This is a genomic window from Nisaea denitrificans DSM 18348 (assembly GCF_000426505.1).
GTDB classification, from domain to species: domain Bacteria; phylum Pseudomonadota; class Alphaproteobacteria; order Thalassobaculales; family Thalassobaculaceae; genus Nisaea; species Nisaea denitrificans.
The window spans coordinates 209,039-230,474 of sequence record NZ_AUFM01000011.1 but is presented as its reverse complement, the minus strand read 5'-3'; the positions used below and the strand labels follow the sequence as shown (position 1 = coordinate 230,474).

The following is a 21,436-nucleotide window of genomic DNA, read 5'->3' as shown; positions in this document are numbered from 1 at the left end:
GCATACAAAACTCACCACATCATTATACCGATCACGCTGACCAAGACAGCCATTTGAAAATCTAATTATCTATTTTTATTGATATTTCTGTATACCGCCCGACCCTGAAAGACATCACTTTGCCCTCAAAGTTGGCGACATTTTACGGGCATTCAATCAGCATCACTTGACCTTCACTTTTTTTCGTTTGATAGTCATAAAAGCTTTCAAGCTGGGAGGAAAATGATGAAGAAGACACTGATGGCCGCGGTTGCGGTCACGGCTCTTCTCGCTGTGCCAAACGTCGCCAAGGCGGGCATGGCAGAAGCCGAAAAATGGATCAATAGCGAGTTCCAGCCTTCCACTCTCTCCAAGGACGCCCAGAAGTCCGAGATGGAGTGGTTCATCAAGGCCGCCGAGCCGTTCAAGGGCATGGAAATCAATGTCTTGTCGGAGACCATTCCGACTCACGAATACGAATCCAAAACCCTGACCAAGGCGTTCGAGGAAATCACCGGCATCAAGGTGAACCATCAGCTGCTTGGCGAGGGCGAAGTCGTTCAGGCCGTTCAGACGCAGATGCAGACGAACCGGAACCTATACGACGCCTATATCAACGATTCCGATCTGATCGGCACCCATGCGCGCCTGCAGCTCGCGGTCAACCTGACGGACTGGATGGCCGGCGACGGCAAGAACGTCACCCTGCCGACGCTCGACATTGACGATTTCATCGGCAAATCCTTCACCACAGGCCCGGACGGCAAGCTCTACCAGCTGCCAGACCAGCAATTCGCGAACCTCTACTGGTTCCGCTACGACTGGTTCAGCAAGCCGGAGCTTAAAGCCCAATTCAAGAAAATGTACGGCTACGAGCTGGGCGTTCCGGTGAACTGGTCCGCCTATGAGGACATCGCCGAATTCTTCACCGAGCATGTGAAGGAAATCGACGGCGTTCGCGTCTACGGTCACATGGATTACGGCAAGCGCGCTCCGGATCTCGGCTGGCGCATGACCGATGCCTGGCTCTCCATGGCCGGTGCCGGCTCGAAAGGTCTGCCGAACGGCCGTCCGATCGACGAGTGGGGCATCCGGATGGAAGCGGATTCCTGCAACCCGGCCGGCGCGTCCGTATCCCGCGGCGGCGGAACCAACGGTCCGGCGGCTGTCTATGCCATCCGCAAATGGGATGAGTGGCTGCGGAAATACGCACCTCCGGGTGCGGCCGACTACGACTTCTATCAGTCGTTGCCCGCCCTGAGCCAAGGCAATGTCGCCCAGCAGATCTTCTGGTACACCGCCTTCACCGCCTCCATGGTCGCGTCCAAGGCGGACGGCAACAACACCGTCGACGACAATGGTGTGCCCCTCTGGCGCATGGCTCCGTCCCCGCACGGTCCGTACTGGGAAGAAGGCCAGAAGCTCGGTTATCAGGATGCCGGTTCCTGGACCCTGTTCAAGTCGACCCCGGTCGATCGTCGCAAAGCCGCCTGGCTTTATGCCCAGTTCGTGGTCTCGAAGTCCGTGTCTCTTAAAAAGAGCCATGTCGGCCTGACCATCATCCGGGACAGCGACATCAACGACAAATCCTTCACCGAACGGGCTCCGAAGCTCGGCGGTCTGGTCGAGTTCTACCGCTCGCCCGACCGGGTGAACTGGTCGCCTACCGGCGTGAACGTGCCCGACTATCCGAAGCTGGCCCAGCTCTGGTGGCAGCAGATCGGTGACGTCAATTCCGGCGCCTTCACCCCGCAGGAAGCCATGGACCGTCTCGCCAGCGAGATGGACCAGGTGATGGGGCGCATGGAACGTGCGGACAAGGCCAACAACACCTATGGCGGTTGTGGTCCGCGTCTGAACGAAGAGAAAGATCCGTCCGCTTGGCTCGGCAAGGGTGGCGCGAAAGCGGCGCTCGCGAACGAGAAGCCGAAGGGCGAAACCGTTTCCTACGATGAGCTTGTGAAACGCTGGTCTCAGAACTAGGACCGCTCTCCCTAACTCGGAGACTTCACTCCTCCGGGGCCGTATCCCTCGATCCGGCCCCGGATTTTTTCTAAATTCCAGACATTGCGGATTCGTCGGGACGGCCCGCGCGATCATCCGCCGACCTCTCGAGAGGCCATGACACTCACACTCAAAGGCGTAACCAAGCGTGTCGGAAACGTGGTGCATATCCACCCGACCGATCTGACGTTCGAGCCCGGCAGCTTCAACATCCTGCTCGGTTCCACGCTCGCAGGCAAAACCACACTGATGCAACTGATGGCAGGACTAGAACGTCCGCTGGAAGGCGAGATCTGGTTCGACGGCCGGGACGTGACCGGCATGCCCGTGCAGCAGCGCAACGTCTCGATGGTCTATCAGCAGTTCATCAATTATCCGAACTACACGGTCTATGAGAACATCGCCTCCCCGCTCCGGGTGGCGCGCGCGCCGGAAGACCTGATCCGCCAGCGGGTCGGAGACATGGCCGAGCTGCTGCGCCTGACCCCGATGCTGGACCGCCTGCCCGGTGCCCTCTCCGGCGGTCAGCAGCAGCGCACGGCGATTGCCCGTGCCCTGGTGAAGGATGCCGATCTGGTATTGCTCGACGAGCCGCTGGCGAACCTCGACTTCAAACTCCGCGAGGAGCTGCGGGACGAGCTGCCGCGCCTGTTCGCCGACCGCAATTGCATTGTCGTTTACGCAACGACGGAACCGACCGAGGCCCTGCTGTTCGGCGGCAATACCGCGACGTTGTTCGAGGGGGCGGTCACCCAGTTCGGCCCGACCAGGGAAATCTACCGCAAGCCCAACAGCCTGCTTAGCGCCCAGGTCTTCTCCGATCCGCCGATCAACGTGCTGGCTTGCGAGAAACAGGGCGATCATTTTGTCGATGCCGAGGGTGCCCGCTGGGCCGCCAATGGCCCCGCTTCTTCTCTTTCGGACGGTCCCTACACGCTCGGTATCCGGCCACATTTCGTGACGACTGCCGCGTCAGGCGCGGACCCGGTGCCGGTTTCCGGCCGGGTCATGGTGACCGAACTCAGCGGCTCGGAAAGCATCATCCATTTCGCCAAGGGCGGGAAAACCTGGGTTTCCCAGTCTCACGGCATTCATGCCTTCGAAGTCGGCGCCGAAGCCCACCTGCAAGCCGATTTCGCGCAGGCCATGTATTTTGCTCCAGACGGCGCGCTGGCTGCCGCCGCCTCGGCGCGAGCTTAGGAGAGAGACGATGGCGAAGATCACCCTCGACGATCTCCGGCACGCTTATGGGCCGAACCCGGAGCGACCTGAAGACTATGCGCTGCAACAGCTCGACTTCACGTTCGAGGATGGCGGCGCCTATGCCCTGCTCGGCCCGTCCGGCTGCGGCAAGACCACGCTGCTGAACATAATCTCCGGCCTGCTGACACCAAGTCACGGCAAGGTTCTGTTCGACGAAGAGGATGTCACGGGGCTTGCTCCGGATCAGCGTCATATCGCGCAGGTGTTCCAGTTCCCGGTCGTCTACGACACCATGAGCGTCTACGACAATTTGGCCTTCCCGCTGCGCAACCGCGGCGTTCCGGAAGCCGAGGTCGATGCCAAGGTGCGAGAAATCGCGGCCATGATCGATCTTGAAGACACCCTGATGAACCGCGCATCTGGCCTCACCGCCGATGGAAAGCAGAAGATATCCCTCGGCCGCGGGCTGGTCCGCTCCGACGTGAACGTGATCATGTTCGACGAGCCGCTGACAGTGATTGACCCGCACCTGAAATGGCAGCTCCGCTCCAAGCTGAAGGAGCTGCACCAACGGGTGAAGCGGACCATGGTCTACGTTACACATGACCAGACCGAAGCCCTCACCTTCGCCGACAAGGTGGTGGTGATGAATGTCGGCGAGGTCGTGCAGATCGGCACGCCGGTCGAGCTGTTCGAGACCCCGGGCCACGAATTCGTCGGCCATTTCATCGGCTCGCCAGGCATGAACATCCTCGATTGCGAGGTAAAGGGTGGACAAGCCTTTCTGCACGGCCAGCCCGTCGCGACGAGCAATGCCAGTGCGGTAAAGGATGGGGCAGAAGGCCCACTCCGTCTCGGTGTCCGGCCTGAATTCGTCAGCCTCTCCGAGACTGACGGTATCGCGGCTGACGTGGTCAAGGTCAGCGACAGCGGGCGTTACCAGATCGTGGAGACACGGGTTGGCGACGCGCCGGTGAAGCTGCTGGTCAATGAGGGCATCGAGATCCCGGCCGGGAAAACAGCGCTGTCTTTCCGGGCTGACCGGACGCGGGTCTATCGCGACGGCTGGCTAGTGGCCGGAGGAGCGGAAGCATGAACAAACTACAGAACAACAAGGCCTGGCTCTTCGTCCTTCCGGTTTTCGCGCTGGTTGCCTTCAACGCGATCATCCCGCTGATGACCGTGGTCAATTACTCAATGCAGGAGACCTTCGGGAACAACGAGTTCTTCTGGGCGGGCGTGATCTGGTTCCAGGACATCCTGCAATCCGAGCGTTTCCATGCCAGCCTTGGCAGGCAGGCGATCTTTACCGCCAGCATCCTTGCCATCGAGATGCCGCTTGGGATTGCCATCGCGCTCTGCATGCCGCGCAAGGGTCCGTGGGTTTCCGTCTGCCTGGTGCTGATGGCCCTGCCGCTCCTGATCCCCTGGAACGTGGTCGGCGCCATGTGGAACATCTTCGCGTTGCCGGATATCGGCTTCCTCGGCCACATGCTGAACGCCATCGGATTCGATTTCAACTTCACCCGCCAGCCGGGCGATGCATGGTTCACGCTGATCCTGATGGATGTCTGGCACTGGACCTCACTTGTCGTACTGCTCGCCTATGCCGGTCTCAGCTCGATTCCGGATGCCTATTATCAGGCCGCCAAGATCGACGGTGCAGGAGGATGGGCGATCTTCCGCTTTATCCAACTTCCCAAGCTGAAGCGGGTGCTGACCATCGCCTTCCTCCTCCGCTTCATGGACAGCTTCATGATCTATACCGAGCCCTTCGTGCTGACCGGCGGCGGGCCGGGGAATTCGACCACCCTGCTCTCAATCGATCTGGTGAAGATCGCGCTCGGCCAGTTCGATCTCGGCCCGGCGGCTGCGATGTCGCTGGTCTACTTCCTGATTATCCTGGCGCTGAGCTGGGTCTTCTACACCGTGATGATGCGGAACGAGGAACAGTGACATGAACGTCAAGAAAACCGCCGGCTGGCTGGTGCCGACCCTCTACATCCTGTTCCTGATGCTGCCGATCTACTGGCTGATCAATATGTCGTTCAAGACCACGAACGAGATCCTCGGCAGTTTCACGCTCTATCCGCAGGAATTCACGCTCGACAATTACATCACCATCTTCACGGACCCGACCTGGTACATGGGCTATGTGAATTCCATCTCCTATGTGACCCTGAACACGGCGATCTCGGTCGCGGTTGCTCTTCCTGCCGCCTACGCATTTTCTCGCTACCGCTTCATCGGCGACAAGCACCTGTTCTTCTGGCTTCTCACCAACCGCATGGCGCCCCCGGCGGTCTTCGCCCTACCCTTCTTCCAGCTCTATTCGGCGGTCGGCCTGTTCGACACCCACATTGCCGTGGCGCTGGCACATACATTGTTCAACATCCCTCTGGCGGTCTGGATCCTGGAAGGCTTCATGTCTGGCGTGCCGCGTGAGCTGGATGAGACGGCCTATGTGGACGGGCATTCCTTCTGGAGCTTCTTCGGGAAGATCTTCATTCCAACCATCGCCGCCGGGATCGGCGTCGCCTGCTTCTTCTGCTTCATGTTCTCCTGGGTCGAACTGCTGCTGGCCAAGACCCTGACAGCGGTCGAGGCGAAACCCATCGCGGCGACCATGACCAAGACAGCGAGTTCGTCCGGATATGAGCTCGGGCTATTGGCGGCGGCAGGCACACTGACCATCATCCCCGGCGCCTTCGTGATCTATTTCGTGCGCAACTACATCGCCAAGGGCTTCGCCCTCGGGCGGGTCTAGGAAGGAGACAGATCATGGGATTGAGCTGGATGGCCTGGACCTGGCCGACCGCCGCCTTCTTCATCTTCATCGCCTGCTGCCTCGGCACCATGACGATGCTGGAGCTGCGCAATCCCGGCGGCGCCCCGCGCGACGGCGTGCTTGGGTTGACGACAACCCGCGGCGACCGTCTGTTCATTTGGCTGCTCGGGAGCGCGTTTATCTTCCTGGCTTGGCTCGGGCTTGTCGGAACGGTGCTTTGGGCGCCGCTTGGCATCGCGATTATCTACGGAGTGCTGGTTTTCAAGTACGTCTGAGCATCGCGCCAAGCGCTGGACCTAGTCCTATATCGTCATCCCGTGCAAAAGGGGGACCCAGGGAAGACGGATAGCGCTTTACGGCCCCTGGGTTCCCGCGTGCGCGGGAATGACAAGTGGATGGCCGGCGATGAAAACTATAACCAGTTCACTGATCCGCTCCGGCTCATCTTCCATGGCAAAGTGGCCGCATTCCGGAAGCACATGGAGGTGCGAGCCCGGAATGGCCGCGTGCAGTTTGTGCGCCCAGTCGACGACCTGCCAGGCGTCATCCGCTCCCCAGAGTATCTGTACCGGAATTTTACCAAGCTCCGCGAGCCGGTCCGTGATCCCGGAGGTATGCTTGTGATTGTAATAGGCAACCTGATGCTGGAAAAGACTGGCCTGCCCGACCGGACCGGTGATCAGGTCGAGATAGATGTCGAGCGCCCCTACCGCGAACCTGTCCCTATGCACGACGGTGCTTAGCAGCCATTCCCGGAAGTGCGCCCGGTGCTCGGCATCCGGTTTCTTGATCAAGGCATCGATCCCCGCCTTCATCTGCTCGTTGGTGCGGCGTGATGGCCAGCTGTCGAAACTGACCGTGTCGATCAGGGTCAGCGTCCGTGCCCGCTCCGGATGAAAGATGCAGAAACGCTGCGCCACGGCGCCGCCAATATCGTGGGCGACAATATGCGCGCTCTCGAAGCCCCAATGCTCCATGAGCGTCTCCAGGACCGGGACCTGCCCTGAAACTGACGTATCGGCATCCCGGTCGAAGGGCCTTGAACCGTCCCCGATGATCAATATCCGGTTCTCCGGCAGGAAGCGCTCTTGATTCCGCTTTCGGCACGAAAGTCATGACAAGCGGTCCCCTTCCCATCCGGCGGGATTATCGTCCATCGTCCGGACTGGCCCACGTCTAGCCCCATTCGCCGGAGACACTTTCCCATGGACCGTCTGCCCAAGCTCAACCCAGACAATCTCGCTCCGAAACAAGCCGAACTTTATGAAGCGATCACCGGCGGCGTCCGCTTCAAGTCCGGTCCCGGCATCGACATGATGGAGAAGAGCGGGGCGCTTCGCGGTCCGTTCAATGCCTGGCTGCACACGCCGGAGACCGGAGAAGCCGCACAGGCGCTCGGCGTGAAGCTGCGGTTCGAATCCTCACTCTCCGGCGCAATGCGGGAAGCTGCGATCCTTACCGTCGCGAAACACTGGCGCTCGCAATACGAATGGTGGGCGCATGAGCAGATCGCCCTGAAGGAAGGCATGACACCGGATGAGATTGCCGCCATCAAGCGTGGTGAGGCACCGGCGGACAATCCCGACCTCGGCTCAATTCAGAAATTTGTCGCTGAGCTGATGCAGGCGGGCGATGTCTCGGACGAAACCTATGCCGACACCCATGCGCGTATCGGCGACCGGGGCATGGCGGATCTCGTCACGCTTGCGGGTTATTACGCAATGATCTCGGCAAACCTGAATGTCTTCCGCGTCTCTGTTCCTGACGGAGAAGAAGAACCGTTCAAGGACTGACAGAAACGGCCGTCCAAAACGCAGGTATGAAAAAACCGCCTCGCGGGCGGTTGGGATACTTAATCCGAAACGATCCGGGCGCGGCTAACGCCGCGCCCGGATCGAAGGAAGAATCAGCCGCCGTTAACAGCGGTTTTCAGAGCCTGACCAGCTTTGAACTTCGCCTGCTTGGACGCGGCAATATTGATGGTTTCGCCGGTCCGCGGGTTACGGCCAGTGGTCGCGGCCCGCTCGGAAACGGAGAAGGTGCCGAAGCCGACAAGACGGACATCGCCACCGCTCTTCAGCGTATCGGTTACCGCGTCGATCACACCATTGACCGCTGCTTCGGCCTGAGACTGGGTGAGGCCGGTTTTGGTAGCAACCGCTGCGCTGAGTTCGGATTTATTCATGAACTGATCTCCCGTTGATGATGGCCGAAGTCTCTGGGATTCTCGTTCCCGCTGCAAGCCCCGGAATTGCTCAAAAATATGAGTTTTCTCACGAGATTCGCCGCTAATTTTCGACACTTGCCCGAACCAAATTAAATATCCCTTTAAATCAAAGCCTTACGGAAACCCGCGTTAAATCTGAAGTGAGCAACACAGCCAATAAGCGAGGCCAAAAAGTGGCAAAAAACCGCACTGGAGCGGCACTTTCGGCCCATCTGAACGACCAAAACACAGCGACTCAGGTAGAATCAATTGCAAAGCGGATTGGCGTTAACCCTATTCAACTTGAAAGTCCTGGCGCTCGGTCGGGAGTCCGAGCGAGACCGAAGTGCTTGAAACACGTGTCCGGCCTGTTGCCGCGAGTTCATCGATAGAGACTGTATCGGGTTCCTCATCGCTGGTATGGATCACCGCAAACTGGATATCGCCAGTGCCTGCCTGAAGATTGCTACTCAAAAGGATACACTTGATATGAACGAAGAGCGCGCACGCGCGCGGTTCGAGACCGCGCTTGCAACCTACCGTCAGGAGTTCGAGACCTTCTTTCTGGCGCGGTTGCTGGATCTCGGTTTCGAATATGAAGAAGAGCTCTGCCGCGTCCGCTTTCCCGTCGAGGAATTCCTGTTCAATCCCCAGGGCAGCCTGCATGGCGGTGCCATCGCCACGGTCATGGATATCTCCATGGGCCATCTGCTGAAACATATAACGGGTACCGGCGGCGCTACGCTTGAGATGAAAGTGCAGTATATGCGGCCGCTGACCGGCGGCACGGCTACCTGCGAAGGCCGGGTTTTGCGGCGCGGACGTTCGCTCTGCTTTCTTGAATCGCGGCTGTTCGGCGAAGACGGCAAGCTCGCCGCCATGGCAACCTCGACCTGGAAACTGCCGTCACCGAAATAACCGCAGTGCGTCAGGGTAACTTCGAGGCCGGAATCATGATCATATCGGAGTTGCGGCGCCCCTCTGGGCCAGGGGTATCCATCCATCTCGACACCGTCACCCCAAGCAGCCCGGTAAGCGGACCATCAGGATCGTCGGCAAGCGGCAGCAACAGCCGCTCTCCGAACGCATAGCGGTTCACCGTGTTGTAGACTGGGCCCTTCATGCAGACGACCGCAGCATCCCGGATCACCGGCATCCAGCGCCTGGTCACGAAATCCTTTACGTCCGGTTTCAGGATATCGCCCAGGGTCTTCCCCTTGAGATTGCCGTGCCCAAAGTTCTCCGCAATCTCGGTACCGGCCACGCGATAACGGAACACATCCGGTTCTTCAAAATCGACAAGATAGATGCAGGACAGCAAGGCGCCTATTTCACTGGGGTCGATATCCTGACGGGAAGGTGCAAGCCGACCGGCGCGCTTTCCGCTCCAGTATTTCAGCAGGTCCAGAAGACGCGGCTCCTCGATATAATCCGTCACGTCTTCCAAAGAAGACACCCACTTGTTCGTCACTCCGGCTTCCATACAGTTCATACCCTATAGGAGGCATCATTCCATATTAGAGTCAGGCGCCTCGCCGACGCCCGATCTGAGCAAGCGGCGTGCATTGCATTCTCAGTCCGCTTTCAGCAAGAACGGAAGCAGTTGATCCAGAACAATCTCCGGCGCTTCTTCCGGCAGGAAGTGGCCGCACGGGGCCGGGCCGCCCTCCACCGTACTGCTGCTCCATTCCCGCCAGGTATCCAGCGGATCGGCCGGGCCGCCGGGGCCGCCGAAGCCCCTCACCGCACCGAACATAAACAGCAGCGGGCAGGAAAGCGTCCGCCCTTCCTGCCGGTCGGCCCTGTCATGCGCCACATCAATGGTGGCTCCGGCGCGGTAATCCTCGCATGTGCCCTCGATAACGGCCGGGTCCCGCATGGCTTTCAGGTAGGACGCCATTGCGTCCTTCTGAAAAGTGAAGTCCGGGGCCGCCCACTTGCGCATCAGGTAGCTATAGAAGAAGTCCGGGTCGTTACCGATCATGGTCTCCGGCACCGGCGCGGGCTGGGCCAAGTAAGACCAGTGAAAGCCGCCAACCGCACCGGCGAGGTCCAGTTTTTCCCACATGTTGAGGGTGGGAATGACGTCAAGTGAGCAGAACCGTGTGGCCCGATCCGGGTGATCCATGCAAAGCCGGAAGCCGACCCGCGCGCCCCGGTCATGCCCTACGACGGCGAAACGCTCATAACCGAGCGCCGCCATCACCTCGACAAGATCTCGCGCCATTTCCCGCTTGCTGTGCGCCGAATGATCAGACGACGGCGCGGGTTTTCCGCTCGCGCCGTAGCCGCGCAAGTCAGGCACGATCACCGTGAACTTCTCAGCCAATGCCGGAGCGATTTTGTGCCAGCAATCGCCGGTCTGCGGAAATCCGTGGATCAGCAGCACCGGATCACCTTTGCCTGCAGACCTGACAAAAATCTCGGTTCCGCCGGTCGCTACTCTCTCCGTCTTGAAGCCATCAAGCATCACTTTCTCCTGCTTCGAGGCGCACGGTCTCTCTGAAGAACGTGGCGATTTCTGTTGTCACTGTTTCAGCAGCTTCCAGGTGAGGCGAATGCCGGCAATCCGGGATCATATGGATTGTCACCGGACCCCCGACCCGTTCCGCCACCACATCGACCTGGGCCCTGGTGCCGTACTGGTCCTGCTCCCCCTGAAGGCACAGGACAGGGACCGGGACAGTATCCAGGAAGTGCCGGATATCCCATGCTCTGAAACCCGGATCGAGCCAGGCATCGTTCCAGCCCCGGAATGCCGCATCGACATGTCGGTGATATTTGCCAAGACGGGAGCGCAGGTCTCCGTCTGAATACGCCGTCCTTGCTTCCGCGATGGCATCAAGGCCCATTGCTTCGGTGAAGAAATGCGGCGCCATCAGAACCACGCCCCGGACCCGCCGATCACGCTGCGCCCCGGCATGTATAGCCGCAATGGATGCGCCGTCACTGTGGCCGATCAGGATACCGTCTCTGAAGCCGATGGCATCCAGAACTTCCGGAAGGACGGAAACTGCCTCACGGGTCATATAGTCAAGCGGGCGCGGCAACGGACAGGCATCGGAGCGTCCATACCCCGCGCGGGAATACGCAAACACGCCACATCCCGTTTCAGCGAAGAGCTTCTCTGGAAAATCGCGCCAGAGATCGACACAGCCGAGGCCTTCATGAAGCAACACAAGCGTCGGCGCCTGTCCAGGCGGCGGGCCGACAGTATAGGCCTCCAACATCGCGCCACCGGCCTGCACATTGCCTGCAGCGCCTGCTTCATCCCAGGAATATGCCTGACCGGCCATTACGTCCTCATCTGGATTTGTATCGCATTGCCCCGGTTAAACCCGCAACGTAAAGAGGGGAACACGCAACGGAATCTCGTTCAACCTCCGGAGTGGCATCATTGATTAAGTCCAAATGCACGAACGCTGTGCTGCGCTTTTGGAGGTTGCGTTCACGCCGCCGATCGCAGACAACGTACACATCAATGCATACGTTATTTCCATTTGTGAGATCTGTTCGAGATGAGTAGCAACCGCGTCTATCGCATCGCCCTGTTCGACGGGGACGGTATCGGGCCTGAAATCATGGCCCCGACGAGGACCGTTCTGGATATTGTCTCGAAACGGGTTGGCCGCAAGCTGGAATTCGAGACCCTTCCGGCCGGTGCGCAGCATTACGCGGAAACAGGCGAGGCGCTGCCTGCTTCTTCGATCGATGCCGCCCGGGATGCGGATGCCATTTTGCTTTCTGCCATGGGTCTGCCGAACATCCGCAAGCAAGACGGCACGGAAATCACCCCGCAAATCGATCTTCGCTTCGCTCTCGGCCTCTATGCCGGCGTCCGCCCGGTGAAACTCTATAAAGGCCAGCCAACGCCCCTCGCCGACCCACGCGCCTTCGAAACCGATTTCGTGCTGATCCGGGAGTCGACCGAAGGGCTGTTCGCCCACATGCATGAGGGCAAGGTTGTCGATAACAACTACGCGACCGAAACCCTGAGGATCACCCGCGCGACCAGTGAAAAGCTGTTCGACTTCGCCTTCCGTCTCGCCGGACAACGCGCCGCGAAACGTGGCACTCCAGGACGCGTCACCTGCGTCGACAAAGCAAACGTCTTCCGGTCCTTCTGGTTCTTCCGCTCGATCTTCGAGGAGCGGGCGAAAGCCTTCCCGGACATTGCCGCCGACAGCGCTTATGTCGATGCCTTTGCCATGTGGATGGTACAAAAGCCTTGGGAATTCGATGTGGTCGTCACCGAGAACATGTTCGGCGACATCCTGTCCGATCTCGGCGCCGGCATCATGGGGTCTCTCGGGCTCGCCCCTTCGGCCGATATCGGGAACGAACATGCGGTCTTCCAGCCCTGCCACGGCAGCGCTCCGGATATCGCTGGAAAAGGCCTGGCAAACCCGCTCGCCATGTTCCTTTCCGCCGGCATGATGCTGGAATGGCTCGCCGGAGAACATGAGGATAGCGCGCTCTCCGAAGGCGCCCGGATGATAGAAGGCGCTGTCTCCGAAATACTCAACGGCGGTGCGCCGCTCACCCGCGATCTTGGCGGCAACGCCGGAACCGGGCAAATGTCGGACGCTGTGATGAGCAGGGTGAGCGCATGAGTCTAAAGGTTTGCATGGTAGGCGGCGGCTATTTCGGCCGATTTCACATAAATGCCTGGCGTCGGATAGAAGATGTCGATCTGGTTGGCGTCGCTGATTTATCGGAAACCTGCCGCAGCGAACTCGCGACGCTCTACCCGGAACTTGTCCTGCAACCTGATATTGGCTCTCTTCTCACGGCGGGATCCCCCGACATACTGGATGTCGCGGTTCCTCCAGCGCATCAGGCAGATCTCATTCGTCCCCTGCTGGGCAAAATTCCAACCATCATCTGTCAAAAACCGTTCTGTCGAACGCTGGCGGAAGCGGAAGATCTGGTCAATGCCGCAGATCAGGCCGGCACAACGCTGATCGTGCATGAGAATTTCCGGTTCATGCCCTGGTACCGAGCAATCCGGGACGAGATCGACAACGGCCGCTCGGGAGCTGTCCGCCAGGCGTGTTTCAGGTTAAGGCCCGGAGATGGTCGCGGGGTCGAAGCATATCTGTTGCGGCAACCCTATTTCCACAAAATGGAGCGTTTCCTTGTCCACGAGACCGGAATTCACTGGATAGACGTTTTCCGCTACCTTTTTGGTGAGCCACAAACCATCTATGCCGACCTCTGGCGCGCTAACCCCACCATCAAGGGAGAGGATGCCGGCCTGCTGATCCTGACCTGGCCGAACGGCCTGCGGGCGACGCTCGATGCAAACCGGACCCTCGATCACGCCGCGGAAAACCATCGCCTCACCATGGGCGAGTTTATCCTCGAAGGTGATGATGCAACGATCACCCTCGATGGCTATGGAAACCTTGCATATCGCCTGCCTGGCACGACCAACTCTGTTAAAATTCCTTATCATCTGGAGGATCGTGATTTCGGCGGCGACTGTGTTTTCGGCTTCCAGCAACATGTCATCTCGCATTTATTGAATGGCACGCCGCTCGAAACCCATGCAAAAGACTATCTGCAGAATATCCGCATCGAAGAAGCCGCCTACCGCTCTGCCGAAGAGCGGCATAAAATCGATCTGTAGAAACAGCGCCCACGATGACAGACGAGAAAAACCCAAGTGCCGGCGAGAAAAATCCAGGTGCCGGTGCGAAGGCCTATGATGCGATCAAGGCCATGATCCTTGACGGCCGGCTGAAGCCCTCCGCGTCTTATCTCGAAGCGGAACTCGCAGAATGGATCGGTGTGAGCCGAACCCCTGTGCGCGAGGCAGGTCTTCGCCTTGAGCGGGAAGGCCTGGTGAAAGTGCGGCCTCGACGCGGGCTCCTTATTCTACCGGTCTCCGCCGAGGACATGACCGAAATCTACCAGTTGCTGACTGCACTCGAACCGTTGGCCGCGGAGCTCGCGGCAGAGCGCGGCCTCAGTGCGGAACAGGCAAAGGCCATGGATAATGCAACGACGCGCATGGAGCGGGCTTTAGCCGAAGACAATCTCGTCGCCTGGGCGGAGGGTGACGATGAATTCCACGCTCTGCTCGTCGAGGCGGCCGGAAACAAGCGCCTTATCGAAGCGACCGCGCGTTACAGGACCCAGGTTCACCGGGCCCGCATGGCGACCCTCAGCCTGCGTCCCCGGCCAGAGCAATCGACCGTCGATCATCGGGTGCTGCTCGACTGCCTGTTGAAGGGAGATGCGAAGGGCGCGAGAGACGTCCACGTCGCCCACCGGCAGGCGGCCGGACAGATGCTCACAGAACTGCTCGCGCAGCACCGTCTCGACAATCTCTAGACCGCCTTGAACAGCCAGCGTCCGGGTCAGATGGCAACCTTGGGGAATCTGAGTTCGATGGTGGTGCCTTCGCCGGGCTTTGACTGGCACACGACACGGCCTCCGAGCCGTTGCGTGACCAGGTTATAGAGAATGTGCATTCCCAGACCGGTTCCCCCTCGGCCCTGCCGCGTGGTGAAAAACGGCTCAAAAATCCTGCGGGCCGTCTCTTCCTCCATTCCCTTTCCGAAATCCCTGAACGTCATCAAAATTTCGCCAGAGGTTTCCTGATTGCAGATGATTTCGGTTTTGCCGCCGACGCCGTCTTCATATGCATGTATTGCAGCATTCATCGCGAGGTTGGTCACAATCTGACCGATCGCACCGGGATACCCACTCAGTACGAGCTCGCGGTCTCCCTTGAGTTCATTTGTGATATTCCTCCGGGTAAGTTCCGGGCCCAGACTAACGAGCACTTCTTCGATGTAGTCGATAAGGGCAAAGTTGCGCCGTTCGCCACTGGTCTGGTCGACGGCAACCTGTTTGAAGCTTGAAATCAATTCGCCTGCCCGCTTGGCGTTACGCACCACCAGATCCGCCGCACCGTCGATCGTTTCAAGCCTCGAGATGAATTTCCCGCGTGTAAGCTGCCCACTTTCAACAGCCGCTTTAAGCTCGTCGATCTTTTCTGTCATGGCCGAGGCCGAGGTCAGGCAAATTCCGATCGGGGTATTGATCTCGTGCGCGACACCGGCAACGAGACCTCCGAGCGACGCCATTTTCTCCGCTTCGACAAGTTCCTCCTGCGTTTGCCGCAGGACATCGACGGTTTTCCGCAGCTCGTTCTCGATCTGCTTCTGCTCGCTGATGTCATAGTGCCAGGTAATGACAGCAGGCTTGCCGTCGAACTCGATCCGCTTGGCGTCGATCACAGCCCACCAGGTCGAGCCATCGATCCGACGACGCATCTCAGAGCGACGGCCCATTAAGTCACCGTTCCGGAGCTGCGTGGTGACTGCTTCTGCAATCGCATGACTTTCGAATGTGTCCCGAAAGTCCACCGCATTGATCTGGTCAATCGTCTCCGCGCCGAACATCCTGAGGAAGACGCTGTTCACGTAGCGGCGGTCGAAGGTATCCACATCGAAGATCGATATCCCGGCCTCACTGCTGTCGAGAATTTCCCGGAAGCGCCGCGCTCCGGCCTCGAGTTCCTCTTGGGCCCGCTTCTGCTCCGTAATGTCGTAGTGCCAGACGATCGTCGCCATCTCACCGTCGAATTCGATCGGCTTGGTCTCGATCTGGGCCCACCATTTCGAGCCATCGACCCGCCGCCTTTCCATTGCAAATCGCTGCTGGCCTGCACCGGACTGAAGATGCTCGACGACCCAGTCCGCATCCGCCGAATTCGCAAAGGTTGCCCGAAGATTCATCCCGTTGAGTTCTTCATGAGAGGCAAGTCCAAAACGGCGCAAAAATCCCTGGTTCGCATAAACCCGCTCAAGGGTGCCGCGACGAAACACGGAGACCCCGGCCTCGCTTGTCTCGAGCATATCGCGGAGCTGGTTTGCGTGCTGCGCCGTCCTGTTTTCGGCGTCAATACGGTCTGAAATGTCAGTGATCCAGGCGATGGTGGCAGGCTGACCTTCGAACTCAATCTCCGACGCCGTACCCATGCCCCAGAAGTGGCCGCCGTCAAGGCGGACACGCTCATAGACCGCGTCCCTTTTGTATTGGCCCTGATTGTGACGGTCGCGCATTTCGGCGGCTTCATTCGGGTCGGCAAACGTGTTGATAAACCCGAAAGCGTTTAGTTCCCCGACATCCTTTGCCCCGAACATCTCCAGCATGCGATTGCTCGCATAAAGATATTCGCGTTCTTCCGATCCGCGGAGAAACACGCAAACCGCCGTGGTACAGGTTTCAAGAATGGCCCGAAGCTGGAGCGCGCTATGAGCAAGTTGTTCTTCCCGCATTTTCACGCCCGCACACCGTGAACAATCGTCAGTATCGCGACTCTCATCGCGAAAAACGCAAGTCCATAGAAAAAGTATAGGTTAGCCTGACCCAAGCGTGCTGCTCCCGCAGTTCAGCAACACGCTATTAAGCGAAGTTTAAAATTGAATGAATCAGTCGATGTCCTGGCTCGGGGGACTCTATGATTTCCGCTGATTCTCCGCGCAATTTTCCAGATTCGCCCTGAAACTCGCGTTCACCCAGCGGGGAGACTGACGGGAAGCCTCAACTATCCGACCGCCAGACCGGCAGCAGCTCGTAGACCGTACCTTCAACCAGTTTGCTCCGGTCCAGGGCCGAGAGTCGGTTCACGCCGATGATCTGCCGGATCTCCTTGATGTAGTGCGCGCCGCGCTCGGAATAGCGCGACAGGGCCGAGACGAGCGATTTTCCGGAGATCGGTTTGCCCGCAGCGCGCGCAGCAGCGCGGTGTTTGCGGAATTCACGATACGCCCGGTTCGTGTTCAGGTTCCGCAGATAACTGCGAACAGAATGTAGGGGCGTGCGAAACGCTGCGACCTTGTGATCGCCTTTCTCCGCCCTTTGTTCTTCGGGCACCATACCCTTCCGGCCAAAGGTCCATTGTCCGAACAGGGCATTGCCTTCGACCGCAAAGCGCGACGTGCCCCAGGCGCTTTCCGTCGCCGCCTGGGCGAGCGCCAGCGACGGCGGCACAATATCGATTCGGCGCTCCAGCCTTGCCAGGAGTTTGTTTACCGAAACCACGTCATCGTCCACTGACAGACGGTACTTCTTGGCGAAAGACCGTAGCTCATCCAGATCATCCGCGTGCGGGACGCGCGTCTCCGCGAACCTGAGCTTCAACCGCATCAACTTTTCGCGGTCGGACATAACCTCCTCGTTTGCTATCAGGATCAACGGCAGGACCATGCGGAAAAAGATCCTCTTTTTCTGGGCGACAGTCACCTCGTTGACTGTCACCTCTCCGAACCGTTCCGGAACCCGCAGCAGAACCAGCCGCGGGACATCGGTCTGCCCAGCTTTCCAGGTTTCTGTGGTGTAATTGAGCTCCGAGGTCAGCGGGGCCAGATCTTCAAAGGCAACAAACTCAACCCGCTCGACCGGACGGCCGTCATAAGTGACCCCCCAATCATTGATCGGCTCGATCATTGGCGCGGTTTGATTGAACGCAGCGCAAGCCACCAGCACCAGAAGAGCGGCGAACAGCGCCGACCCGAAACGACCCATTGCGATATCCCTTGTTCGACGTTCGGCTCAAGAACACCAGGTCCGATCTCATTCGGCGGCACTCTTTATCCTCAAGCCAAGAGCGTCAGGAAAGTGGGGAATACATTAAAACCAAGGCGAATTCGAGGCTCCTGAATATTGCAGCTCAAGCCGCGCTTGATTTCCTCGCCAGACCGCCTTTTTCCCGGATGAAAGCCGCGATCTCGGCAATGCCCTCGCCGTTCTTCAGCTGGGTGAAGACGAATGGCCTGTCTCCGCGCTGGCGCTTGGTATCCTCCGCCATTACACCGAGATCGGCGCCGACCAGTGGTGCGAGGTCGGTCTTGTTGATGACCAGCATATCCGAGCGGGTAATGCCCGGCCCGCCCTTGCGCGGAATTTTCTCCCCGGCGGCAACGTCGATCACATAGATCGTCAGGTCCGCCAGCTCCGGGCTGAAGGTCGCCGCCAGGTTGTCCCCGCCGGACTCGATCAATGCCAGCTCCGCATCGGGATAGGATGCGACCATCGTATCGATGGCGGCAAGATTGATGGATGCGTCCTCGCGGATGGCCGTATGCGGGCAGCCGCCGGTCTCCACCCCCATGATCCGTTCCGCCGCAATCGCGCCGGTGCGGGTCAGGATCTTCTGGTCTTCCTTGGTGTAGATGTCGTTGGTGATCACGAACATGTCCGTGTCCGCGCTCATCTCCCGGCACAGCATCTCGCAGAGTGCCGTTTTGCCTGAGCCGACCGGCCCGCCGATGCCAACCCGAAGCGGTCCCGTTGCCATTTCTTTCTCCCTCACGATCTGAACAGCCGGCCATCCATGGCCTCATGCTGCATCGAACTCCATTCCGCCATCAGCGCTGCCGTACCGATATCGTCGGTGCCGCATCCCTCCGACGTACGCCAGACTTCATCGACGCATGCTTCCAGCGCCGCGATCACCCGCTGACCGTCGGTCTGACCGAGTGGCACGGCCCGGACAGCAGCTGAAACAATATTATGAACGAAGGCCTGCAAATAAAGTGGCCCGGCGAGATCCAGCGCAATACCGGCAGAAGCGGTGACGGCGCCATAGGCCACCGGCAGCGGCGGTGCGGGCGGCAAGGCAACCTGCTCGATCTCGCCCCAGGCAGCCGAGACTGTCTTCACGAAGGCAGTGCCCTGGGACGTCGCCTCCAGCCGCAATTCGGCAGTCGGGATCAGGGCTGTCGCGAATTCCGTAAGCGTGCCAAGAGCCTCGCTGTCGCCAGCCGAGGCATGCCGCCATGCCTCGGACAGCAGAATCGCATCGCTGGCGCCGGAGCCGAACTTCAACAGACCTTCGATCCAGTCGCGCAGCGTCTCCGCATCCGTGACAAGCCCGCCCTCGATCGCCGCTTCGACCCCATGGCTATAGCTGTAGGCCCCGACCGGAAAAGACGGGGAAAGCCAGGATTGCAGGCGCAGCGCCGCCCGGGTTGCCGAAACGTCAGTCATGGTGGTGGTGATGGTGGGAATGAGCAGCATCGTCACTGTGCTCATGACTGTGGTCATGGCCGTGACCGTGATCGTAGGCCCCGCCTTCCGGTTGAAACGGCCGCTCCGCCTCCGTCACCGTGGCGCCGAGGCCGCGCAGCATGTCCGCGATCACATGGTCCGGCCGTAGCAGGATCGCATCTTCCAGGATCTGGGCAGGCAGGTGCCGGTTGCCTATATGCCAGGCAAGCCGCAGCAGATGGTGCCGGTCAGCCGCCCGCACTTCCATCACCGCCTCCGGCGCCGCCACGACACGTATCCAGCCGCCTCCTTCCAGCGACAGACCGTCACCGTCGGAGAGTGCAACAGCCCGGGGCAGGTTGAGCAACAGTGTCGCCCCGCCATCCGTATCCAGCCGGATGCGCCTCCGGTGACGGTCGTCAAAGGCGAGCGTCACCCGGTCGAGTTCACTGCCTACGTCCCAGTGTCCGGACGGTGCATGCGCAACCGCCCGGCCGAGATCTTTCTCCACAGAAGCCGCGTTTGCCATCAGGACCTCAATACATGAAGTAGCGTTGAGCCATTGGCAGCTCCGTCGCCGGCTCACAGGTCAGCAGCTCGCCATCGGCCCGGACTTCGTAGGTTTCCGGATCGACTGAGATATCCGGCAGCACATCGTTGAGGACCATCGACTTTTTCGAGATCCCCGACCGGGTATTGCGCACCGGCAGGGTCTCTTTCTGCAGTCCAAAACGGCTCCCTATATTAGCCTCGAAGGCAGCCTCACTGACAAAGGTTACGGAACTCTTCGTCAGGGAACGTCCGAAGCTGCCGAACATCGGCCGGTAATGCTGCGGCTGCGGCGTCGGGATGGACGCGTTCGGGTCCCCCATGATGGCGGTGGCGATGGTGCCGCATTTCAGCACCATGTCAGGCTTCACCCCGAAAAAGGCCGGCGACCAGATCACCAGATCGGCCAGCTTGCCGACTTCGATGGAGCCAACATGCATGTCGATGCCCTGCGCGATGGCCGGATTGATGGTGTATTTCGCGATATAGCGCCGGGCCCGGAAATTGTCGTTGTTGCCCTTCTCCTCAGGCAGCGCGCCGAATTGCTTCTTCATCTTGTCGGCGGTCTGCCAGGTCCGGATCAGTACCTCACCGACCCGGCCCATGGCCTGACTGTCGGAAGAGATGATCGAGAAAGCGCCCCGGTCATGCAGGATATCCTCGGCGGCGATCGTCTCCCGCCGGATCCGGCTTTCCGCGAAGGCGACATCTTCCGGAATGCTTTTCGACAGGTGATGGCAAACCATCAGCATGTCGAGATGCTCGTCGATAGTGTTCACCGTGAAAGGCCGGGTCGGGTTGGTTGAGGACGGGATCACGTTGGAGAGCCCGCAGATCTTGATGATGTCCGGCGCATGACCGCCGCCCGCACCCTCGGTATGGAAAGCGTGGATGGTGCGGCCCTTGAAAGCATCCACCGTGTTCTCGACAAAACCGGACTCGTTCAGGGTATCCGTGTGGATCAGCACCTGAACGTCCATTTCGTCCGCGACGGAGAGGCAATTGTCGATGGCAGCCGGTGTTGTGCCCCAGTCCTCGTGCAGTTTCAGGCCGCAGACCCCGGCCAACACCTGCTCGCGCAGGCCTTCAGGCTGGCTGGAATTGCCCTTGCCGAAGAAACCGAGATTCATCGGGAAGGATTCAGCAGCCTGCAGCATGCGTTCGATGTGCCACGGCCCCGGTGTGCAGGTAGTGGCGTTCGTACCCGTTGCCGGGCCGGTGCCACCGCCCATCATGGTGGTGACACCGGAATTCAGCGCCTCGTCGATCTGCTGCGGGCAGATGAAGTGGATGTGCGGGTCGATCCCGCCCGCGGTGATGATCTTGCCCTCGCCCGCAATGGCTTCGGTGCCGGGACCGACGATGATGTTCACGCCGTTCTGCACATCCGGATTACCGGCCTTGCCGATGGCAAAGATGCGGCCATCCTTAATCCCGATATCGGCTTTCACCACTCCCCAGTGATCGAGGATCAGCGCGTTGGTGATCACCGTATCGACAGCACCGTCCGCGCGCGTCGTCTGGGACTGCCCCATGCCGTCGCGGATGACCTTGCCGCCGCCGAATTTTACTTCCTCGCCGTAGAAGGTGCGATCCTCCTCGACTTCGATGAACAGGTCGGTATCGGCAAGCCGGACCTTGTCGCCGACGGTCGGCCCGAACATGCCCGCATAGTCCTGTCTTGAGATTCTGTAAGGCAT

At 59.6% G+C, this 21,436-nt stretch carries 22 protein-coding genes; 11 read left to right on the top strand and 11 right to left on the bottom strand.

Annotation, left to right across the window (positions count from 1 at the left end):
- Window positions 1–222: 222 nt before the first annotated feature.
- From K328_RS0101840 to K328_RS0101815, 6 genes are all read left to right on the top strand, one after another.
- Entirely contained in the window at window positions 223–1,962 is a 1,740-nt protein-coding gene (locus tag K328_RS0101840; RefSeq protein WP_342665262.1) for an ABC transporter substrate-binding protein, read from the top strand.
- 138 nt (window positions 1,963–2,100) lie between these two features.
- Window positions 2,101–3,183 carry an ABC transporter ATP-binding protein gene (locus K328_RS0101835; protein ID WP_028464498.1) on the top strand — a complete coding sequence of 361 codons (1,083 nt, stop codon included), beginning with the start codon at window positions 2,101–2,103 and terminating at the stop codon, window positions 3,181–3,183.
- A 10-nt stretch (window positions 3,184–3,193) separates the two neighbouring features.
- Window positions 3,194–4,282 carry an ABC transporter ATP-binding protein gene (locus K328_RS0101830; RefSeq protein ID WP_028464497.1) on the top strand — a complete coding sequence of 363 codons (1,089 nt, stop codon included), beginning with the start codon at window positions 3,194–3,196 and terminating at the stop codon, window positions 4,280–4,282.
- Entirely contained in the window at window positions 4,279–5,142 is an 864-nt protein-coding gene (locus K328_RS0101825; protein ID WP_028464496.1) for a carbohydrate ABC transporter permease, read from the top strand. The genes K328_RS0101830 and K328_RS0101825 overlap by 4 nt, the downstream gene beginning before the upstream one ends.
- Before the next feature lies 1 nt (window position 5,143).
- Window positions 5,144–5,953, top strand: a complete 810-nt coding sequence (locus K328_RS0101820; RefSeq protein WP_028464495.1) for a carbohydrate ABC transporter permease — start codon at window positions 5,144–5,146, stop codon at window positions 5,951–5,953.
- A 14-nt stretch (window positions 5,954–5,967) separates the two neighbouring features.
- Window positions 5,968–6,249, top strand: coding sequence for a DUF2160 domain-containing protein (locus K328_RS0101815; protein ID WP_028464494.1), 282 nt, complete (start codon window positions 5,968–5,970; stop codon window positions 6,247–6,249).
- A 78-nt stretch (window positions 6,250–6,327) separates the two neighbouring features.
- On the opposite strand, the gene K328_RS22175 is transcribed toward K328_RS0101815, so the two are convergent.
- Window positions 6,328–7,035 (bottom strand): alpha/beta fold hydrolase, encoded by a 708-nt coding sequence (locus K328_RS22175; protein WP_051284314.1) that lies wholly within the window; start codon window positions 7,033–7,035, stop codon window positions 6,328–6,330.
- Window positions 7,036–7,179: 144 nt separating this feature from the next.
- Between K328_RS22175 and K328_RS22170 the strand changes: the two genes are divergently transcribed.
- The gene (locus K328_RS22170; RefSeq protein ID WP_036553051.1) at window positions 7,180–7,767 is read left to right on the top strand and encodes a carboxymuconolactone decarboxylase family protein; all 588 of its coding nucleotides are present in this window, start codon (window positions 7,180–7,182) and stop codon (window positions 7,765–7,767) included.
- 113 nt (window positions 7,768–7,880) lie between these two features.
- Here K328_RS22170 and K328_RS0101800 read toward each other — a convergent pair whose 3' ends face one another.
- Window positions 7,881–8,216 carry an HU family DNA-binding protein gene (locus tag K328_RS0101800; protein ID WP_169721159.1) on the bottom strand — a complete coding sequence of 112 codons (336 nt, stop codon included), beginning with the start codon at window positions 8,214–8,216 and terminating at the stop codon, window positions 7,881–7,883.
- 453 nt (window positions 8,217–8,669) lie between these two features.
- Between K328_RS0101800 and K328_RS0101795 the strand changes: the two genes are divergently transcribed.
- On the top strand, window positions 8,670–9,098 hold the full coding sequence (locus tag K328_RS0101795; protein WP_028464492.1) for a PaaI family thioesterase: 429 nt from the start codon (window positions 8,670–8,672) through the stop codon (window positions 9,096–9,098).
- Between the two features lie 10 nt (window positions 9,099–9,108).
- Here K328_RS0101795 and K328_RS0101790 read toward each other — a convergent pair whose 3' ends face one another.
- The 3 genes from K328_RS0101790 to K328_RS22165 all read right to left on the bottom strand — a co-directional run bounded on the left by K328_RS0101790 (window position 9,109) and on the right by K328_RS22165 (window position 11,476).
- On the bottom strand, window positions 9,109–9,651 hold the full coding sequence (locus tag K328_RS0101790; RefSeq protein ID WP_169721158.1) for a PAS domain-containing protein: 543 nt from the start codon (window positions 9,649–9,651) through the stop codon (window positions 9,109–9,111).
- A gap of 102 nt (window positions 9,652–9,753) precedes the next feature.
- On the bottom strand, window positions 9,754–10,650 hold the full coding sequence (locus K328_RS0101785) for an alpha/beta fold hydrolase (RefSeq protein ID WP_028464490.1): 897 nt from the start codon (window positions 10,648–10,650) through the stop codon (window positions 9,754–9,756).
- Window positions 10,643–11,476, bottom strand: a complete 834-nt coding sequence (locus tag K328_RS22165; protein WP_051284312.1) for an alpha/beta fold hydrolase — start codon at window positions 11,474–11,476, stop codon at window positions 10,643–10,645. The genes K328_RS0101785 and K328_RS22165 overlap by 8 nt, the downstream gene beginning before the upstream one ends.
- Before the next feature lie 222 nt (window positions 11,477–11,698).
- Here K328_RS22165 and K328_RS0101775 point away from each other — a divergent pair, with 222 nt between their 5' ends.
- The 3 genes from K328_RS0101775 to K328_RS22160 are packed head-to-tail and all read left to right on the top strand — an operon-like array spanning window position 11,699 to window position 14,519.
- Window positions 11,699–12,793, top strand: a complete 1,095-nt coding sequence (locus tag K328_RS0101775; RefSeq protein WP_028464489.1) for an isocitrate/isopropylmalate dehydrogenase family protein — start codon at window positions 11,699–11,701, stop codon at window positions 12,791–12,793.
- 14 nt (window positions 12,794–12,807) lie between these two features.
- Entirely contained in the window at window positions 12,808–13,812 is a 1,005-nt protein-coding gene (locus K328_RS0101770) for a Gfo/Idh/MocA family protein (protein ID WP_205620564.1), read from the top strand.
- Window positions 13,813–13,826: 14 nt separating this feature from the next.
- A complete protein-coding gene (locus K328_RS22160) occupies window positions 13,827–14,519 on the top strand; it encodes a GntR family transcriptional regulator (protein ID WP_036553050.1) in 693 nt (230 codons plus the stop codon).
- 26 nt (window positions 14,520–14,545) lie between these two features.
- Here K328_RS22160 and K328_RS25495 read toward each other — a convergent pair whose 3' ends face one another.
- From K328_RS25495 to ureC, 6 genes are all read right to left on the bottom strand, one after another.
- Window positions 14,546–16,474, bottom strand: coding sequence for a PAS domain-containing sensor histidine kinase (locus K328_RS25495; RefSeq protein WP_245577439.1), 1,929 nt, complete (start codon window positions 16,472–16,474; stop codon window positions 14,546–14,548).
- A 265-nt stretch (window positions 16,475–16,739) separates the two neighbouring features.
- Window positions 16,740–17,723, bottom strand: coding sequence for a glucosaminidase domain-containing protein (locus K328_RS22150; protein WP_051284308.1), 984 nt, complete (start codon window positions 17,721–17,723; stop codon window positions 16,740–16,742).
- Between the two features lie 145 nt (window positions 17,724–17,868).
- On the bottom strand, window positions 17,869–18,495 hold the full coding sequence (ureG, locus tag K328_RS0101750) for an urease accessory protein UreG (protein ID WP_036553049.1): 627 nt from the start codon (window positions 18,493–18,495) through the stop codon (window positions 17,869–17,871).
- A gap of 11 nt (window positions 18,496–18,506) precedes the next feature.
- Window positions 18,507–19,232: an urease accessory protein UreF gene (locus K328_RS0101745; protein ID WP_169721157.1), complete on the bottom strand. Its 726-nt coding sequence runs from the start codon at window positions 19,230–19,232 to the stop codon at window positions 18,507–18,509.
- Window positions 19,180–19,716 (bottom strand): urease accessory protein UreE, encoded by a 537-nt coding sequence (ureE, locus tag K328_RS0101740; RefSeq protein ID WP_051284304.1) that lies wholly within the window; start codon window positions 19,714–19,716, stop codon window positions 19,180–19,182. Before ureE ends, K328_RS0101745 begins: the two co-directional genes overlap by 53 nt.
- A 7-nt stretch (window positions 19,717–19,723) precedes the next feature.
- Window positions 19,724–21,436 (bottom strand): urease subunit alpha, encoded by a 1,713-nt coding sequence (gene ureC, locus K328_RS0101735; RefSeq protein ID WP_028464484.1) that lies wholly within the window; start codon window positions 21,434–21,436, stop codon window positions 19,724–19,726.

Bases quoted from the DNA above. Each gene is read 5' to 3' on its own strand.
- K328_RS0101815 (WP_028464494.1), top strand. From the start codon at position 5,968: ATGGGATTGAGCTGGATGGCCTGGACCTGGCCGACCGCCGCCTTCTTC.
- K328_RS0101830 (WP_028464497.1), top strand. From the start codon at position 3,194: ATGGCGAAGATCACCCTCGACGATCTCCGGCACGCTTATGGGCCGAAC.
- ureE (WP_051284304.1), bottom strand. From the start codon at position 19,716: ATGGCAAACGCGGCTTCTGTGGAGAAAGATCTCGGCCGGGCGGTTGCG.
- ureG (WP_036553049.1), bottom strand. From the start codon at position 18,495: ATGGCAACGGGACCGCTTCGGGTTGGCATCGGCGGGCCGGTCGGCTCA.
- K328_RS22165 (WP_051284312.1), bottom strand. From the start codon at position 11,476: ATGGCCGGTCAGGCATATTCCTGGGATGAAGCAGGCGCTGCAGGCAAT.
- K328_RS22170 (WP_036553051.1), top strand. From the start codon at position 7,180: ATGGACCGTCTGCCCAAGCTCAACCCAGACAATCTCGCTCCGAAACAA.
- K328_RS25495 (WP_245577439.1), bottom strand. From the start codon at position 16,474: ATGCGGGAAGAACAACTTGCTCATAGCGCGCTCCAGCTTCGGGCCATT.
- K328_RS22150 (WP_051284308.1), bottom strand. From the start codon at position 17,723: ATGGGTCGTTTCGGGTCGGCGCTGTTCGCCGCTCTTCTGGTGCTGGTG.
- K328_RS0101775 (WP_028464489.1), top strand. From the start codon at position 11,699: ATGAGTAGCAACCGCGTCTATCGCATCGCCCTGTTCGACGGGGACGGT.
- K328_RS0101835 (WP_028464498.1), top strand. From the start codon at position 2,101: ATGACACTCACACTCAAAGGCGTAACCAAGCGTGTCGGAAACGTGGTG.
- ureC (WP_028464484.1), bottom strand. From the start codon at position 21,436: ATGCCTTACAGAATCTCAAGACAGGACTATGCGGGCATGTTCGGGCCG.
- K328_RS0101840 (WP_342665262.1), top strand. From the start codon at position 223: ATGATGAAGAAGACACTGATGGCCGCGGTTGCGGTCACGGCTCTTCTC.
- K328_RS22160 (WP_036553050.1), top strand. From the start codon at position 13,827: ATGACAGACGAGAAAAACCCAAGTGCCGGCGAGAAAAATCCAGGTGCC.
- K328_RS0101785 (WP_028464490.1), bottom strand. From the start codon at position 10,650: ATGCTTGATGGCTTCAAGACGGAGAGAGTAGCGACCGGCGGAACCGAG.
- K328_RS0101820 (WP_028464495.1), top strand. From the start codon at position 5,144: ATGAACGTCAAGAAAACCGCCGGCTGGCTGGTGCCGACCCTCTACATC.
- K328_RS0101745 (WP_169721157.1), bottom strand. From the start codon at position 19,232: ATGAGCACAGTGACGATGCTGCTCATTCCCACCATCACCACCACCATG.
- K328_RS0101825 (WP_028464496.1), top strand. From the start codon at position 4,279: ATGAACAAACTACAGAACAACAAGGCCTGGCTCTTCGTCCTTCCGGTT.
- K328_RS0101795 (WP_028464492.1), top strand. From the start codon at position 8,670: ATGAACGAAGAGCGCGCACGCGCGCGGTTCGAGACCGCGCTTGCAACC.
- K328_RS0101770 (WP_205620564.1), top strand. From the start codon at position 12,808: ATGGTAGGCGGCGGCTATTTCGGCCGATTTCACATAAATGCCTGGCGT.